The organism is Haloarcula sp. H-hyl2 (assembly GCF_056934385.1).
In genome coordinates this window covers 607,513-621,189 of the sequence record NZ_JBRIIJ010000001.1, presented here as the reverse complement: position 1 = coordinate 621,189, position 13,677 = coordinate 607,513, and the positions used below count along the sequence as shown (strand labels likewise).

Below are 13,677 nucleotides of genomic sequence, written 5' to 3'. Positions count from 1 at the left end.
ACATGGCAGAACGAGCGGGCCTCGGCGCCCGGTTTGCGGCCTTCCTGATCGACACGATACTACTCAGCATCGTGGTTGGAGCACTGTCCGGCGCACTCTTTTTCGCGGCCCCCATGGATTCGGGGCCGGGCGGGGGAGCGTTCGGCGCGGTGTTCCTCGTCGTTCAGTTGCTCGTGCTCGTCCTGACCTTCGGCTACTGGATCGTGATGGAAGCCATCTACGGCTACACGCTCGGGAAGCTGGCACTCGGTCTCGTCGTTGTCACCGACGGCGGACACTCTATCGGCTGGAAAGAGTCGCTCATCCGGAACGTCCTCAGGATCGTCGACGCGTTCCCGACGCTGTACATCGTCGGAATCATCACGATCCTGCTGACCGACGGACAGCGCGTCGGCGACCTCGCAGCCAGCACTGAAGTCGTCAAACAGACCTGAGCAGTTCAGCGACGGCTGACGAGACACCCTGAACCGCGAGCGTGGTCGTATCAGCTACTCCTCGAGTTCCTCGTCGAGGAACTCGTGTGCTTCCTCCAGTATCTCGCGGGGGCCGTCCTGCGTGACCGTGTTGACCGCCTGCTCGTAGTCACGCCACTGCATGTCACGGTGTTCGTTCGACAGTTCGGCCGACGCCTCGTAGGACTTCGCGATGAACAGGTGGACGGTCTTGTGGATGGTGTTGCCGTCCGCCTCGAAGACGTAGTCGTAGTCCTCGCGGAACCCGTCCAGCAGTCGGAAGTCACTGATTCCGGCCTCCTCCTTGACCTCACGGATCGCAGTCTGCTGTAGCTCTTCTTCGCCTTCGACGCCGCCTTTGGGGAACTCCCAGTCACCTGGCCGACTCTTGAGCAGTAGGTACTCACGCCGGCCACGCGTGTCGCGAAAGAGGATGGCTCCCGCGCTCGTGGCCTCTATCATTACCCAATTTTACACGACCGATACTTAAGAGAATACCGGAGACAGCGGCAGTACCGAACCGTTCTTGATCGACCCCTCCGGGAGGCGGTACATTGGACCGCAGACAGTTCCGGTCCCGGGGCGAAACCACGTGGTATTTTGCGCCGAGCCGTGAAGCAGGACACAAGAGATGCCCTTCGTCACGACACTCACACTCAGCAGCGGGGACCGAGAACAGCTCGACGACACTGTCGCCGAAATCAAAGCGCGCGCCGAGCGGAAAGGCGTCGAACTGAAGGGGCCACACCCGGAGCCACCGACGGACCTGCGGATCCCACAGTCCAAGACGCTGGGCCCGGACGGCGGCCGCTTCGAGTCCTGGAACTACACGGCATACACCCGGACCATCGAGATCGTCGGCTACGAGGAGTTCGCCCGCTCGGTCGCCCAGCGGTCGTTCCCCAGCGGTGTCCACGTGGAGGCCGGCGTCGAACAGCGCACGCAGATCGGTAGCTGAAGCTAAGAGTCTGCAGGACTTCGCCCCGGCATGGAGCAGCAAAGCCGCGACCATCTGGTCGATCTGCGACGAGATCTGCATCGCCATCCGGAACCTGCCTGGCGGGAGTTCTACACGACCAGCCGTATCGTCGAGGAACTCGAACGCATCGGCGTCGACGAACTGCTCGTTGGCCCCGCCGTCCTCGACACCGACGCCAGGATGGCCGTCCCCGAGGCCGACGAACTCGACGACTGGCACGAGCGAGCCCGGGCCGCTGGCGCCAGAGCGGACATCCTCGAACAGACGGCCGGTGGCTTCACCGGCGCGATGGCCGTCCTCGAACGCGGCGAGGGGCCGACGGTCGGCCTGCGAGTCGACATCGACGGGTTGCCGATCACCGAATCGACAGCTGACACCCACGCTCCGGCAGCGGCCGGTTTCCGCTCGACCAACGGGGGGTACATGCACGCCTGTGGCCACGACGCCCACGCGACTATCGGCGTCGGCGTCCTCGAAGCCGTCGCAGCGAGCGACTTCCAGGGGACGTTCAAGCTGTTCTTCCAGCCAGCGGAGGAGGTCATCGGCGGCGGACGTGCCATCGCCGAGAGCGGCCACCTCGACGACGTCGACCACCTGCTGGCGATCCACATCGGGCTCGACCATCCGACCGGCGAGGTCGTCGCCGGCGTCGAGGGGTTCCTCGCGGTCCGGCAGTTCCGTGCGACCTTCGAGGGCGAATCGTCACACGCCGGCGGCCATCCAGGCAAAGGTCGGGACGCAATCCAGGCGCTGGCGACGGCCGTCCAGAACCTCCACGCCATCCGCCGGCACGGCGACGGCGCGACGCGGGTCAACGCCGGCGTCGTCGAGGGCGGCACCGCGACCAACATCGTCGCCGAGCAGGCCCGGATGGAGGGCGAGGTCCGCGGCGAGACGACCGCCCTCAAGGAGTACATGAGCGACCGCGCCGACACCGTCATCGAGTCAGCGGCGACGATGCACGAGTGCGAGGTCGAAGTGGAGACGACCGCCGAGGCCCCCAGTGCCGAGAGCGACGCGGACCTCGCGGACGTCGTCTACGAGGTGGCGGGCGACGTGGCCGGCGTCGAGAACCGTCTGCACAGTGCCGAACTGGGCGGCAGCGAGGACGCGACGTATCTGATGGACCGGGTGCAGTCCCACGGCGGCCTGGCGACGTTCGTCGGCATCGGGACCGACCACCCCGGCGGCCACCACACCCCGACCTTCGACGTCGACGAGCGGTCACTCGCCATCGGCATCGACACCGTCGCGGGTGCGATCGAACGACTCGGCAAGAAAGCGAATTGAGACCGGGCGTCAGTACTTCGGCTCGGCGCCGGTGGTCTCGTAGATGTCGTCCATGATGGAATCACGTTCCCGCTGCCACTGCTCGAAGCCGGCCCGATCCTCGGGGTAGTCCTCGTAGTGGTCGAGCAGGCGGTCGGCCAGTTGCTTCGTCTGGTAGAGATCGTAGATGGTCCCCCAGTGGCCGACGCTCTTGACCGCCATCTTCAGTTTCAGCCCGAGGCCGATGCTCGTCGATCCGCCGTAGAGCGCCTCGGCGAGTTTCTCGCCCGGCATCGCCGCGAGCAGCGCCATCAGGTCGTCGATGTCGTAGGCCGTCGTGAAGATGTTGTAGACGTCCAGTGCCGCGTAGCGGGACCCGAAGTGGTCCATCACGTTGACGTTGTACTCCCAGAGGGCATCCTCGTCGTCGGTGCGGCCGTCCTCGATGGCCGCGATGGCCTGCTCGGCGGCGTAGGTGCCGGCGTAGGCGGCCCCGGCGATGCCGCCGCCGGTCGTCGGGTTGACGTGGCCCGCGGCGTCGCCGACGGCCATGAAGCCCGGTGCGACCGCCGAGTCGTACGGGCGGCGGGTCGGCAGGGCGGCGCCGAGTTTGTCCGTCACTTCGGCGCCGTCGAACTCCTCGCGGCGCTGGAGGTCCCGCTTGAGGCTCTCGACGAGTTCCATGGGCTCCTCGTTCATCTGGAACCCCAGGCCGGCGTTGATCTCGGTGCCCGTCCGCGGGAAGTACCACAGATAGCCCGCCGAGCGCTCGGTCGGCTTGAACACGAGGGCGTCCTCCCACTCGACCGGCTCGTCGACCTCGATGATCTCCCGGTAGGCCGAACAGAACTGCGAGTACTGGACGTTCGTGTCGAAGGTGGCGTCCTCCAGGTCGGTCTTGTCCTGGAGGATCGAGAGCGCGCCCGCGCCGTCGATGACGATCTCGGCGTCGTAGGTGACCGGGTCGCCCTTCCGGATACCGGTGACCCCGGTCACGCGGCCGTCCTCGTCCTGCAGGACGTCCTGGACGACGGTGTCGTAGTGGAACTGGACACCGGTCTGCTCGGCGCCGTCGATGAGACAGCGGCCGTACTCCCAGCGGTCGATGACGGCCAGTTCGCCGGGCACCGGGATCTCCAGAACGGTGTCCTCCTGGGGGATCTCGAAGCGCCCGTGGTCGACACCGGTGTTCGTGAAGGCCGGTTCGAGCTGTGACTTCGGAATCGCCTCGGGGAAGTCACTGGCTCCTTTCAGCGCGTCGCCGCAGGCGATGTGGCCCGCCTCCTGCTCGTCCTTGCGCTCGACGATGACGACGTCGTATCCCGCCTCGGCCGCCGTCGCCGCGGCGTAACAACCGGACGTGCCGGCGCCGACGACGACGACGTCGGCAGACACCGTCCGTTTGGTCGTGGTACCCCCGGCGGTGCTGCCATCGTAACTACTCATGAACGCTCGTCCTGCCCGGAGGGGCAAAATCGTTCCGACTGGGGGGCAGCGTCAGGCGAAGAAGTCCCGCAGACGCTCGGCGGCCGTCTCGACGCGCGGGGTCACGAGTGCGAACCGGATCTGGCCCGCACTGGCCTCACCGAACGCCTCGCCGGGCATCCCAGCTACGCCGGCCTCGTCGATCAGTTCGTGAACGTTCTCGAAGGTTCCCGGGAAGTCGGGGAACCGCGCCATCACGTAGAATCCGCCCTCGGGACGGTTGTAGTCGGCGCCGACCTCGTCCAGCACGGCACAGATAGCATCGACGCGGTCGGCCAGGCGTTCCCGACACCGGGCGTAGTACTCCGGTCGGGTCGTCGCCAGCGCGCGCTCGACGGCGTACTGGGCGGGACGGCTGCCCGTGATGTTCGTGAGCATGTGTCGTGTCCGGGCCCGCTCCAGCAGGTCGCCGGTCGGCCCCTCGGCCGGCGGGAAGACGGCGTAGCCGACCCGGAACCCCGTGATCGCCATCGACTTCGAGAAGCCGTTGGTCGCGACGACGTTCGGCGACCCCGTCTCCAGGCCCGAACTGAACCGACCGTCGTAGTCGAAGTGATCGTACACCTCGTCGGCGACCAGCAGGGCGTCGTACTCCTCGGCGATGTCGGCGAAGGCGGCCATCGCGTCGGCGTCGTAGACGGCACCGGTGGGGTTGTTCGGCGTGTTGACGACGATGACGGCCGTCTCCTCGCTGGCGGCCTCCCGGACCGCCGCCGGCTGGAGGTGTCCGCTGTCGTCGACGGGGACGAAGGTCGTCTCCGCGCCGAGGAAGTTCGCACGGCCCGCGTAGTAGGGGTAGACAGGATCCGTGAGAATCACTTCGTTGCCCGAAAAGTGGTCGAGGCCGCCGGTCATCGCGAGGTGGTTGGCCTCGCCGGTCCCGTTCGTGACGATGACCCGGTCGACCGCGACCTCTCGCCGGGCGGCGATTCGCTCTCGGAGACGGCGCAACCCCTCGCTGGGCCCGTACTGGAACTGTGATGGATCGGCCTCGGCGTAGTCCCGGAGTCCGTCACGGACTCCCTCGGGCGGGTCCCAGTCGGGGCTCCCCGAGACCATGTTCACCACGTCACGGTCGGCCCGGCGGGCGTACTGGATGACGCGGAAGAACTGCGGTTCCTCGTAGTCCATACCCGACCTCGACGGTCCGATGCCGTCTGTCTTTCCCTCCGGGACGACCGCTGTCGGTCAGGATCGGACGACGAGCGTCACGACCCCGGCCAACAGCAAGAGGACACCCCACAGGAGGTCCGATCCTGGGAGGATTCCCAGCAGGAGCGTCACGATGCCGGAGGAGACGAGCGACCACCCGAGCGTGGTGCGGTAGGTCATACCACAGTTCGGGGTCGCACACTGAAAGACCCTGTCCCGCCCGACGTGTCTCCGACAGCCGGTGCCCCGCTCAACGTTTATTTTACGGGCGGACCTACCGTCGTCCATGCCAGACTCGTCGACTCCACCGGTCGAAGAACGCGTCGGCGAACGACTCAGAGAGCGCGAGGAGACCCTGGCCGTCGCCGAGTCCTGTACCGGCGGGCTCGTAGGGTCGCTGGTGACCGACGTCCCCGGGTCCAGCGACTACTTCGACCGCTCGGTGGTCACCTACTCGTACGCGGCCAAGCAGGACATTCTGGCTGTCGCCCGCGAGACGCTCGACGAACACGGTGCCGTCTCGGCGCCGGTCGCCGAGGAGATGGCCCGCGCCGTCCGTGACACGGCCGGAACCGACTGGGGCGTCGCCACGACTGGCGTGGCCGGCCCCGGCGGCGGCACCCCGTCGACACCTGTCGGGACGGTCTACATCGCCGTCGCACACGCCGCACCGTGGGAGACGGGCGATTCTGGTGTGACCGTCGAGCACTACGAGTTCGACGGCGACCGGCAAACTGTCAAGGAACGCATCGCTCGCCAGGCCCTCGCGGATCTCCTTGCCGCCCTCGGCCGCCAGCAGTAGCAAGACATATCGGCGTCCCGTCCGACGGTTTCCCCGTGAACAAACGCGGCCACGTGCTGAACGCCGTCCTGTTGAGTCTCGGCCTGGGCTACGTGCTGGACCCCTCGGGCGACGTCTCCACGTTCGCGACCATCGCCGAGGTGTTCCTCCCGATCGTCCTGGGTGCGCTGTTCCCGGATGTCGACACCGCCTTCGGCCGCCACCGGAAGACCCTCCACAACCTCCCGGTACTGGTGCTCTTTCTCGCCCACCCGATCTACCACGCTGGGAACCTCCAGTGGGTGTGGCTGGGCGTGCTGACCCACTACGTGCTGGACTACCTGGGCTCGAAACGGGGTATCGCGCTCTTTTACCCGCTCTCGGACCGCGAGTACGCGTTCCCCTGGGGCGTCTCGACGACGAGCGACTGGGCCAGCCACGTCACCGTCGCCATCACCGTCGTCGAACTCGCACTCGTCGCGGCGCTGGTCCACGTCCTCCCGCAGTACCTCCCGCCGGAGATCACGCAACTGCTGGCCGAGAACACAGCGCTGGTCGCCTAGGATACCGCACCGCGATACCGTGTAGAACACCGCGCTGCGATCCCCGATTAGTACACCTTGCAGTGGTCGAACCGGCCCTCGTAGGCCACGTGGTCCGGGTGGGTCGGCTCGGTCCCCTGAAGCATCAGGCGGTCGAACTTGCCCCAGGAGTTCTCGAAGCCGAGGTGGGCGAACTCCAGTGCTCGCCGGGTGACGTGACTCACGCCGTGCCGGTGGAAGAGTCGGCGGGGGGCCCCACTCCTGAACGCGTCCGCGAGCGAGGCCGCGTCACGGCGCGGGCTGTCGAAGGAGATCCAGGCCTCGCCGATGGTCCCGTGGAGGTGCGCGTACGACGACGTGAACGTCTGGAGACCGGTCTCACGAGCGATCTCCCGTGCACGCCGGTTGTCGTGTGGCAGGTGTTTCGGGTTGTAGACCTCGACGGCATCGATGTTGTCACGGTACTGCTCGATCTCCTCGCGGCCGAGACTGACGTTGAGGAAGGTCGGATGTGGAATCAGGACGGCTGCGTCCTGGCGGTCCAGTTCCGCCATCGCGGCGTCGAGCGTGATGAAGTCCGGAACCGGTTCGTCGAGCCCGATCGCCAGCACGTGTCGGCGGTGTTGCCAGGTCCCGGTGAACAGCTCTCTGGCCGGGATGACGGCGAGTTCGTCGTCGGAGTACCGGGCCGCTTGCTCACGGATATCCTGTAACCGGGTGAAGTGTGGCGCGTACACGATGGCGTCGAGCCCCCGTGCCTTCGCCCGCTGGACGACCCGCTCGTCCAGAATTTTGACGTGCACGTCGACGTTGAACCCCTCACTCGTCACGGCGTGTACTCCTGCCGTCGCCACATTAGGGGTTTCCATTCGTCCTCCCGCAGGGGGAACTGTCCCTCCGTAGCGGCAGTATACTTATATCGCCGGCTCGCGTCGTCTCCGGCAAATGACGCGGTGGGAGTGCGCTATCGAGGGCGACGATCGACAGTTCGACAGCGTCGAGGACCTTATCGTCCATCAGTCGACGGACCACGAACGGATCAGCTGCCAGGTCTGTGGCACGGTGGTCCCCGACGGCTACTTCGCGATCAAACACGCCTTCGACGAGCACTCGCGCGCGGAGTACGTCCGGGCTTACGACGCCTCCGCGGGCGACGTCCGCCGCCGCGAGAGCGTCAAAGAAGCGATCGAGGCCGCCGCCGACATGGGCGAGGTCATCGACCGCCTCGAGGGCGGCGACGGATCGTACTGACCAGTCACGCCGGCGGCAGCGTCGTCAGCGGACTATGACGCAGGCTCGGAAACGTCCGCTCACGGTCCTCGAAGGTCTGCGTGAACGTCCCCCGATAGCGCAGGATACGGCCGGCGAGGCCGTTCTCGACGATGGCGTCGACGTGGAACCGGCCGTCGGCCGGATCGTACTCGTCCCGGACCTCGACGCTGGCCGCCAGCGGTCCCGGGAGCGGGACATATCGCGACCCGAGTCTGAGCCACTGTCGGCCACCCTCGACGACCAGCACCCCGTCCTCGACGCGCGGGTGCAGTTCGGAGGCGACGAGGCCGTGCCGTCCCAGGAAGTCGAGCAACCGCCCGTTCTCTCCGTCCCAGACAGTCGTCGAGTCGAACCGCCGCGTCGTCTCACCGAACTCGAAGACCCGACGGGTCGTCATCGCCTCGTGACCGCCGGCGGTCCGGAAGCCGACCGTCGTCACGGTGAAGGGGACGTCCGACCCGTGCTCGGGGAACAGGAGGTCGTCTGCGGTCATGGCGTACAGCGCCGGGAGCATGTGAACCCCACGGGTGATGTCCATCTGCCCGCTGCCGACGCAGGCGTCCCCGTCAGAACCGATGCCGTACCGCTCGCGGACCTTCGGGTGCAGGTCGGCCGCCGCCTCGCCCAGTGCACGCTCGTAGACGCCGGTCATACAGCAGTGTCGGAGCGGGCCCCGATTAAGCGTGTGGGCGAAAATGCGCCTCCACTTTTTCCTCCTCGGGTAGCTTCGCTCCGCTCAGCTACCTCTCGTCGCACAAACGTGGGGAAAAAGGCGGGAAGCGAGGCCGTCAGCCTCGCTTCCGGTGATCTGCGGGAGCACCGCGACCGCAGGCTCGAAAGACGAGCACAGCGAGTCGTTCGGTGAACCGCGCCTCCGGCGCGGTATGCTACCTTACCGTTCCTCGCTATCCGTTCGCGTGGTCCGAGGAACTACCGTTCCTCGCTATGTTCTCGCGGCGACGCCGCTCGAACTGTCTGAGGAGCGCTGTCAGCGCTCCTCACTGTCCGCTCACGGGCGCTCCGCGCCCGTTCGCGTGGTCCGAGGAACTATCGTTCCTCGCTATCCAGCACCCGAATCTGATCACCACGCACGGTGACCGGAATCGGGACCGTCGCCTCGTACAGTTCGACGGTGACCTGGTCCTTGCCCTCGTCGATGCGCTGGACCTGGGCTTTCTCGCCCTTGAACGGGCCGGCGATGAGTTCGACGATGTCGCCCTCGGCGATGCCCTCGACGTCCGGCTTCGGCGAGAGGAAGTGCTCGACCTCCGCCATCGAGGACTCACCCTGGACGACGCCGTTGGCGTGTGGAATCTCGTCGAGGATGCGATCGAAGACAGACGCGTCGTCGGCCTCGACCATCACGTAGCTCGTCAGCGAGTCGGGCGCGAGCGCGGCGTGGATGCTCTCCTCCTCGCGGTTGATGATCATGTCGGCCACGGTGCGCTCCTGGCTGGCCGTGGTCTTGACTGCGTAGATCCCCATCTGTTACACCGGCTTGCTGCCGGGTACGAACGTCATCAGCGCGAAGATGAGGAACCCGATCAGCCCCACCAGCACGATGCCCGCGCCGGCGATCTTCGCGATCTGCGAGAACTCGTTCCACGAGGGCGTACTCGCCAGTTTGAGTACGCGGATGTAAGAGTTGAGGTCGTACGGAACGTCCATGGCGGGGCGTACCCACTGGTGGCTTTTCTATATTTTGGTGTCGGTCCGGTAGAAATCGTCTCCGGAGATCAGTCCACGTAGTCGATATCCTCGCCGAGTTGCTGGGAGGCCCGTTCCTGCTGGGCCTCGCCCTGGCCGTAGATCTGCGGGCTCTCGACGCCGGTGACGACGATCATCGTCTCCATCTTGCCGTCGAACTCGCTGTTGACCGAGGCGCCCCAGATGATGCGGGCGTCGGGGTCGATGCGGTCGTAGATCTCCTCGACGACGCCTTCGGCCTCCTCGATGGACATGTCGGGACCGCCGACGACGTTGACGAGCGCGCTGTTGGCGCCGTCGAACTCGACGTCTAACAGTGGCGAGCGTAACGCCGATCTGATGGAGTCCTGGGCCTTGTTCTCCGAATCGGACTCGCCCAGGCCGATCATGGCGACGCCGCCGTTCTCCATGATGGTCCGGACGTCGGCGAAGTCGACGTTGACGAGGCCGGGCTTGGTGATGAGTTCGGTCATCCCCTTGACCGAGCGCATCAGCACGCGGTCACAGATCTTGAACGCGTCCTGCAGGGGCATGCTGGGTGCGTAGTCCAGCAAGCGGTCGTTCGGGACGACGATCACCGTGTCCGAGACAGAGCGGAGCCGTTCGAGGCCGGCATCCGCGTTGGCCCGGCGGCGCTCGCCCTCCGCGGTGAAGGGGATGGTGACGATGGCGATGGTGAGTGCGCCCGACTCCTGGGCGGCCTGTGCGACGACCGGCGCGGCGCCGGTTCCGGTCCCACCGCCGAGGCCGGCCGTGACGAACACCATGTCCGACCCGTCGATGGACTGCTGGATGTCCTCGAGGTTCTCCTGAGCAGCCTCCTCGCCGATCTTCGGGACCGACCCTGCACCGCGACCACCGGTGCGTTTCTTCCCGATGAGGATCTTCGTGTCCGCTTCGACCTCGTCGGCGAGGTGCTGGGCGTCCGTGTTGGCGGCGACGAGCTTCGCGCCGTGGATGCCCTCCTCCGTCATCCGCGTGACCGTGTTCCCGCCGGCGCCCCCACAGCCGACGACCGTGATCTTCGTCTCCAGATCCTTGACGACCGACGCGAGCTCCTCGTCGGTCATCTGTCCGGCTGTCGACATTTCCTCGGTTGACCCTGCTTGTCCGTCCGTCGATTCCGACGCCGACGAGGATCGCTCGTCCTCGGCCTCGTCGATGGCGTCGTCGATAATCGAGTCCATATTTAAATCCCCGTTACAAGCGAACTGTCTTATGTTTTCCCCCTGCGTCGGACGCCTGGCTGACAGTTCGGGGCCACCGTTTCAGCTGGACATTACAGCTCGAACCGCCGTACACGCTCGCGCTGGAACCGCTCCGGCGTGATCTCCTCGCCGTCGACCTCCACTGGCTCCCCTGCCGCGAGCGTCCCGAACTTCGGGCCTTCGGGGATACCGGCTGTCTTCGCCAGCGAAGGGTCGAAGGCCGTCTCACGGACGACCAGTTCGTCCCCCTCGCGGGCGACGCTGTCGTATTTGGTTTCCAAGATGTCTGCGACGGCGTCGACGAGCGGGCCACGACCGGAGTCGCTCGGGACGGCCAGGGGTCCCGTGACGACGGTGCCGTTCTGGTCGGTCTCGAACGCGAGCGTGTTGGCCTCGACGTGCCGTCTGAGGACCTCGGCGTCGATGCCGCGAGCCTCGGTGAGCAGATCCGTCGGGAGATCGACGACCGTCCAGTCGTCGACATCACTGGCCAGGTCGCCGAACCGGAGTCCCGCATCGACGGGGCAGAGCCCGGCTTCGAGCGCGTCGACGGTATCCATCGGCACGCCGGTGGTCTCACGGACGAACGTCTCGCCGACGACCCGAACACCGAGCGCGTCCAGATCGGCCTCGACGGCCGGTCGCTCGCCCTCGAACAGTGCGAAGTCGGCGTTGCTCGCCGCGACCGCCCGTTCGAGGACCCGTCGACGTTGCTCGTCGGTCTCGGCCCACTCGTCGAGCGCGTCGAGACACCAGTCGGCGGCGACGTGGCCGACCGCCCAGTCTGTCTCGCGGATCACCCGCTCGAACCGTGGTGCGTAGTGTCCGCCACCGACCCCCAGGAGCTGGCGACGGGTGCCGTTCTCTCGCGGTGCGTCGGCAGCCACGTCCCGGAGGTCCAGGATCGCCCTGGCGACGGCACGGGCCGCGTCCGCGTCCCGCCACTGTGGTTCGGCGCTGCCGACCTCGACGAACATCGACGGGATGCCGACCTCGGTCGGGCCGTGGTGCGTACACTCCATCCCGACCTCGTAGTCGTCGGGAGCGTGCTCGGAGAGCCGTTCGACGACCTCGCGGTGAGCGTTCGGGCAGGCCCGGGCGAACGAGCCGTCGGCGCCCCCGAACTCGGCCGCGCCGAAGTTGCCGGTGTGGTGGGCTGTCAGCAGTTCGTCGGTCTCGCCGGCGTGACGCGAGGCGAACACGAGCAGGTCGGGGTCGTCGAAGACGTCGGCGACTCGTTCCAGGTCGAGGTGGAGACCCTCGAACTCGCGGAGTTCCACAGCGTCGGCCCGGTAGACGGTCCCGCCGCCGTCGGCGTCGGCCCGGCTCTCGTCGGTCGTCCGATCCCACTCGACCAGCTCCAGCAGGTGCTTGCCGATGTGTTCGGAGGCCTCGTCAGCGTGGGAGACGACGATTGCGAGCATCAGTCGGCGTTGTTCATGTGGACTGGTTCACGCCCGACAGCCGTCCGGACTGCGTCACCGGCCAGCCCGAACAGGTACATCAGCGACTGCCAGCGCAGTGCGAACAACGCGAGACCGAGGACGACGTAGACGGCCGTGTAGACCAGCAGCAGGTCGTGGCTGCCGATCGGTAGCGCGATCAGATCGCGGATCAGGGCGAACTCGATGAGGACCTGCGAGATGAACAGCACGAACAGGGTCACCGCCTCCCGGAGGCTGATCGTGAAGTTACAGAGCAGCGCCAGCGCGAAGAACGACTGACCGGCCGTGATCCAGATCTCTGCGGACTGGCGGGCGTCGAAGGGGAGCGTCCCGTAGGCACCGAGCGCGATGGAGTAGATAACGGCGATGGTCCCGATCAGCAGCGTCCACTGGTTGAGTTTCGAGGAGATGAGCGCGTTGAACCCCGCCGTCGACCGTGCCTTGTTGACGAGGACGGCGACGACGATGAGCTCCGGCGACTCGCTGGCCAGTGGCGCAATCCACTGGATCATGAAGAACGACGGGATACCCAGATCGAGTCCGATCTGTTCGAGCCCGTGGGCGAACGGTTCGACGGCCGTGAAGATCATCGCGCCCGAATAGCCAAACAGCGCGAGGACGACGAGGGGGCGCCACGGCAGCGACCACCCCTGGAAGTACTTGGGGACGCCGACGGTGTGGTCGGACTGTTCGATATCCGATTTCAGGACCAGGCCGATGTAGGCGACGTAGAGGCCGACGAGGAACAGGGTATCGAACCCGCCAATACCGCCGCCCAACGGGACCAGGAACGCCCAGGCCGTCGCCAGCAGGAGGAAGCTGATCTCGGTCGCGAGGTCGGTGTCCAGTTCGACAGCGTCGTTCAGGAACCCGTCGCGGTGCATCACCGCCGGGTCGCGGGTCTGGGTGGCTCGCCAGACAGTAAAGAGCGCGATGCCGGACCACCCCAGTCCGATCAGGATGCGGTTGGCGCCGGTCATGTTCGCGATCGCCAGGTTGGCGTCGTGGCAGGCCCGTGCGAGTTCCGTCTGGCCGGCCTCGATCGCCGCAGCGGAGAGTTCGCCACACTTCGCGGCCGTCGCCCCACCGGCCCCCGCGTTCCAGGCGAACAGGGCGTCGACGGCATACTCGGGAGCGACCGCCAGCACGGCGAGGACGGCGATAGCAAAGGCTCGCGGCACGTCTTTCTCCGCGGTCTCGGCCCCCCAGGCCAGCAGGAACGAGGCGCCGAGGATCGCCAGCCCCGAGACGGCGACCTCCGCGACTGTCCCCGGATGGACGCCCAGCAGCGAGACGGCGACCCAGCCGGCTGTCAGCGCGACCGCGAAGGCGACCATGACCAGGGGGTGACGGAGACGGCTCACTACCTGAGTCCAGCACAGGTC

The 13,677-nt window shown here is 66.7% G+C and carries 17 protein-coding genes; 6 read left to right on the top strand and 11 right to left on the bottom strand.

The window, feature by feature from the left end:
* Positions 1–2 precede the first annotated feature (2 nt).
* Positions 3–434, top strand: a complete 432-nt coding sequence (locus tag Hhyl2_RS03300; protein ID WP_483549303.1) for an RDD family protein — start codon at positions 3–5, stop codon at positions 432–434.
* A gap of 54 nt (positions 435–488) precedes the next feature.
* Here Hhyl2_RS03300 and Hhyl2_RS03295 read toward each other — a convergent pair whose 3' ends face one another.
* A complete protein-coding gene (locus Hhyl2_RS03295; protein WP_483549302.1) occupies positions 489–914 on the bottom strand; it encodes a bis(5'-nucleosyl)-tetraphosphatase in 426 nt (141 codons plus the stop codon).
* A 169-nt stretch (positions 915–1,083) separates the two neighbouring features.
* On the opposite strand from Hhyl2_RS03295, the gene Hhyl2_RS03290 reads away from it, so the two are divergent.
* Positions 1,084–1,410, top strand: coding sequence for a 30S ribosomal protein S10 (locus tag Hhyl2_RS03290; RefSeq protein WP_483549300.1), 327 nt, complete (start codon positions 1,084–1,086; stop codon positions 1,408–1,410).
* A 30-nt stretch (positions 1,411–1,440) separates the two neighbouring features.
* Positions 1,441–2,721: an amidohydrolase gene (locus tag Hhyl2_RS03285; protein ID WP_483549299.1), complete on the top strand. Its 1,281-nt coding sequence runs from the start codon at positions 1,441–1,443 to the stop codon at positions 2,719–2,721.
* Positions 2,722–2,730: 9 nt separating this feature from the next.
* On the opposite strand, the gene Hhyl2_RS03280 is transcribed toward Hhyl2_RS03285, so the two are convergent.
* From Hhyl2_RS03280 to Hhyl2_RS03270, 3 genes are read right to left on the bottom strand one after another with little or no spacing between them, the layout of a single operon-like run.
* On the bottom strand, positions 2,731–4,146 hold the full coding sequence (locus tag Hhyl2_RS03280) for a geranylgeranyl reductase family protein (protein ID WP_483549298.1): 1,416 nt from the start codon (positions 4,144–4,146) through the stop codon (positions 2,731–2,733).
* 51 nt (positions 4,147–4,197) lie between these two features.
* A complete protein-coding gene (locus tag Hhyl2_RS03275; RefSeq protein WP_483549297.1) occupies positions 4,198–5,316 on the bottom strand; it encodes a pyridoxal phosphate-dependent aminotransferase in 1,119 nt (372 codons plus the stop codon).
* Between the two features lie 57 nt (positions 5,317–5,373).
* A complete protein-coding gene (locus Hhyl2_RS03270; protein WP_483549296.1) occupies positions 5,374–5,517 on the bottom strand; it encodes a hypothetical protein in 144 nt (47 codons plus the stop codon).
* 106 nt (positions 5,518–5,623) lie between these two features.
* Between Hhyl2_RS03270 and Hhyl2_RS03265 the strand changes: the two genes are divergently transcribed.
* Together Hhyl2_RS03265 and Hhyl2_RS03260 are read left to right on the top strand one after the other, a co-directional pair.
* On the top strand, positions 5,624–6,139 hold the full coding sequence (locus tag Hhyl2_RS03265; RefSeq protein ID WP_483549295.1) for a CinA family protein: 516 nt from the start codon (positions 5,624–5,626) through the stop codon (positions 6,137–6,139).
* A gap of 35 nt (positions 6,140–6,174) precedes the next feature.
* Positions 6,175–6,681: a metal-dependent hydrolase gene (locus Hhyl2_RS03260; protein ID WP_483549294.1), complete on the top strand. Its 507-nt coding sequence runs from the start codon at positions 6,175–6,177 to the stop codon at positions 6,679–6,681.
* Between the two features lie 47 nt (positions 6,682–6,728).
* On the opposite strand, the gene Hhyl2_RS03255 is transcribed toward Hhyl2_RS03260, so the two are convergent.
* A complete protein-coding gene (locus tag Hhyl2_RS03255) occupies positions 6,729–7,529 on the bottom strand; it encodes a PHP-associated domain-containing protein (RefSeq protein ID WP_483549293.1) in 801 nt (266 codons plus the stop codon).
* A gap of 76 nt (positions 7,530–7,605) precedes the next feature.
* On the opposite strand from Hhyl2_RS03255, the gene Hhyl2_RS03250 reads away from it, so the two are divergent.
* Positions 7,606–7,911 (top strand): DUF7565 family protein, encoded by a 306-nt coding sequence (locus tag Hhyl2_RS03250; RefSeq protein ID WP_483549292.1) that lies wholly within the window; start codon positions 7,606–7,608, stop codon positions 7,909–7,911.
* Positions 7,912–7,915: 4 nt separating this feature from the next.
* On the opposite strand, the gene Hhyl2_RS03245 is transcribed toward Hhyl2_RS03250, so the two are convergent.
* From Hhyl2_RS03245 to Hhyl2_RS03220, 6 genes are all read right to left on the bottom strand, one after another.
* Positions 7,916–8,584 (bottom strand): DUF4166 domain-containing protein, encoded by a 669-nt coding sequence (locus tag Hhyl2_RS03245; RefSeq protein WP_483549291.1) that lies wholly within the window; start codon positions 8,582–8,584, stop codon positions 7,916–7,918.
* 395 nt (positions 8,585–8,979) lie between these two features.
* Positions 8,980–9,417, bottom strand: a complete 438-nt coding sequence (locus Hhyl2_RS03240) for a transcription elongation factor Spt5 (protein WP_276220680.1) — start codon at positions 9,415–9,417, stop codon at positions 8,980–8,982.
* 3 nt (positions 9,418–9,420) lie between these two features.
* Positions 9,421–9,600, bottom strand: a complete 180-nt coding sequence (locus Hhyl2_RS03235; RefSeq protein ID WP_483549290.1) for a protein translocase SEC61 complex subunit gamma — start codon at positions 9,598–9,600, stop codon at positions 9,421–9,423.
* Between the two features lie 68 nt (positions 9,601–9,668).
* Complete coding sequence (gene ftsZ / locus Hhyl2_RS03230; RefSeq protein ID WP_483549289.1) at positions 9,669–10,826, bottom strand: cell division protein FtsZ; 1,158 nt, start codon at positions 10,824–10,826, stop codon at positions 9,669–9,671.
* Positions 10,827–10,918: 92 nt separating this feature from the next.
* A complete protein-coding gene (locus Hhyl2_RS03225; RefSeq protein ID WP_483549288.1) occupies positions 10,919–12,271 on the bottom strand; it encodes a D-aminoacyl-tRNA deacylase in 1,353 nt (450 codons plus the stop codon).
* Positions 12,271–13,629 carry a sodium:calcium antiporter gene (locus tag Hhyl2_RS03220; RefSeq protein ID WP_483550545.1) on the bottom strand — a complete coding sequence of 453 codons (1,359 nt, stop codon included), beginning with the start codon at positions 13,627–13,629 and terminating at the stop codon, positions 12,271–12,273. Before Hhyl2_RS03220 ends, Hhyl2_RS03225 begins: the two co-directional genes overlap by 1 nt.
* Positions 13,630–13,677 lie beyond the last annotated feature (48 nt).

What these genes read in the sequence shown, in the direction of transcription:
- ftsZ (WP_483549289.1), bottom strand. Translation starts at nt 10,826, where the DNA reads ATGGACTCGATTATCGACGACGCCATCGACGAGGCCGAGGACGAGCGA.
- Hhyl2_RS03280 (WP_483549298.1), bottom strand. Translation starts at nt 4,146, where the DNA reads ATGAGTAGTTACGATGGCAGCACCGCCGGGGGTACCACGACCAAACGG.
- Hhyl2_RS03290 (WP_483549300.1), top strand. Translation starts at nt 1,084, where the DNA reads ATGCCCTTCGTCACGACACTCACACTCAGCAGCGGGGACCGAGAACAG.
- Hhyl2_RS03255 (WP_483549293.1), bottom strand. Translation starts at nt 7,529, where the DNA reads ATGGAAACCCCTAATGTGGCGACGGCAGGAGTACACGCCGTGACGAGT.
- Hhyl2_RS03295 (WP_483549302.1), bottom strand. Translation starts at nt 914, where the DNA reads ATGATAGAGGCCACGAGCGCGGGAGCCATCCTCTTTCGCGACACGCGT.
- Hhyl2_RS03225 (WP_483549288.1), bottom strand. Translation starts at nt 12,271, where the DNA reads ATGCTCGCAATCGTCGTCTCCCACGCTGACGAGGCCTCCGAACACATC.
- Hhyl2_RS03270 (WP_483549296.1), bottom strand. Translation starts at nt 5,517, where the DNA reads ATGACCTACCGCACCACGCTCGGGTGGTCGCTCGTCTCCTCCGGCATC.
- Hhyl2_RS03265 (WP_483549295.1), top strand. Translation starts at nt 5,624, where the DNA reads ATGCCAGACTCGTCGACTCCACCGGTCGAAGAACGCGTCGGCGAACGA.
- Hhyl2_RS03220 (WP_483550545.1), bottom strand. Translation starts at nt 13,629, where the DNA reads ATGGTCGCCTTCGCGGTCGCGCTGACAGCCGGCTGGGTCGCCGTCTCG.
- Hhyl2_RS03250 (WP_483549292.1), top strand. Translation starts at nt 7,606, where the DNA reads ATGACGCGGTGGGAGTGCGCTATCGAGGGCGACGATCGACAGTTCGAC.
- Hhyl2_RS03245 (WP_483549291.1), bottom strand. Translation starts at nt 8,584, where the DNA reads ATGACCGGCGTCTACGAGCGTGCACTGGGCGAGGCGGCGGCCGACCTG.
- Hhyl2_RS03300 (WP_483549303.1), top strand. Translation starts at nt 3, where the DNA reads ATGGCAGAACGAGCGGGCCTCGGCGCCCGGTTTGCGGCCTTCCTGATC.
- Hhyl2_RS03235 (WP_483549290.1), bottom strand. Translation starts at nt 9,600, where the DNA reads ATGGACGTTCCGTACGACCTCAACTCTTACATCCGCGTACTCAAACTG.
- Hhyl2_RS03275 (WP_483549297.1), bottom strand. Translation starts at nt 5,316, where the DNA reads ATGGACTACGAGGAACCGCAGTTCTTCCGCGTCATCCAGTACGCCCGC.
- Hhyl2_RS03240 (WP_276220680.1), bottom strand. Translation starts at nt 9,417, where the DNA reads ATGGGGATCTACGCAGTCAAGACCACGGCCAGCCAGGAGCGCACCGTG.
- Hhyl2_RS03285 (WP_483549299.1), top strand. Translation starts at nt 1,441, where the DNA reads ATGGAGCAGCAAAGCCGCGACCATCTGGTCGATCTGCGACGAGATCTG.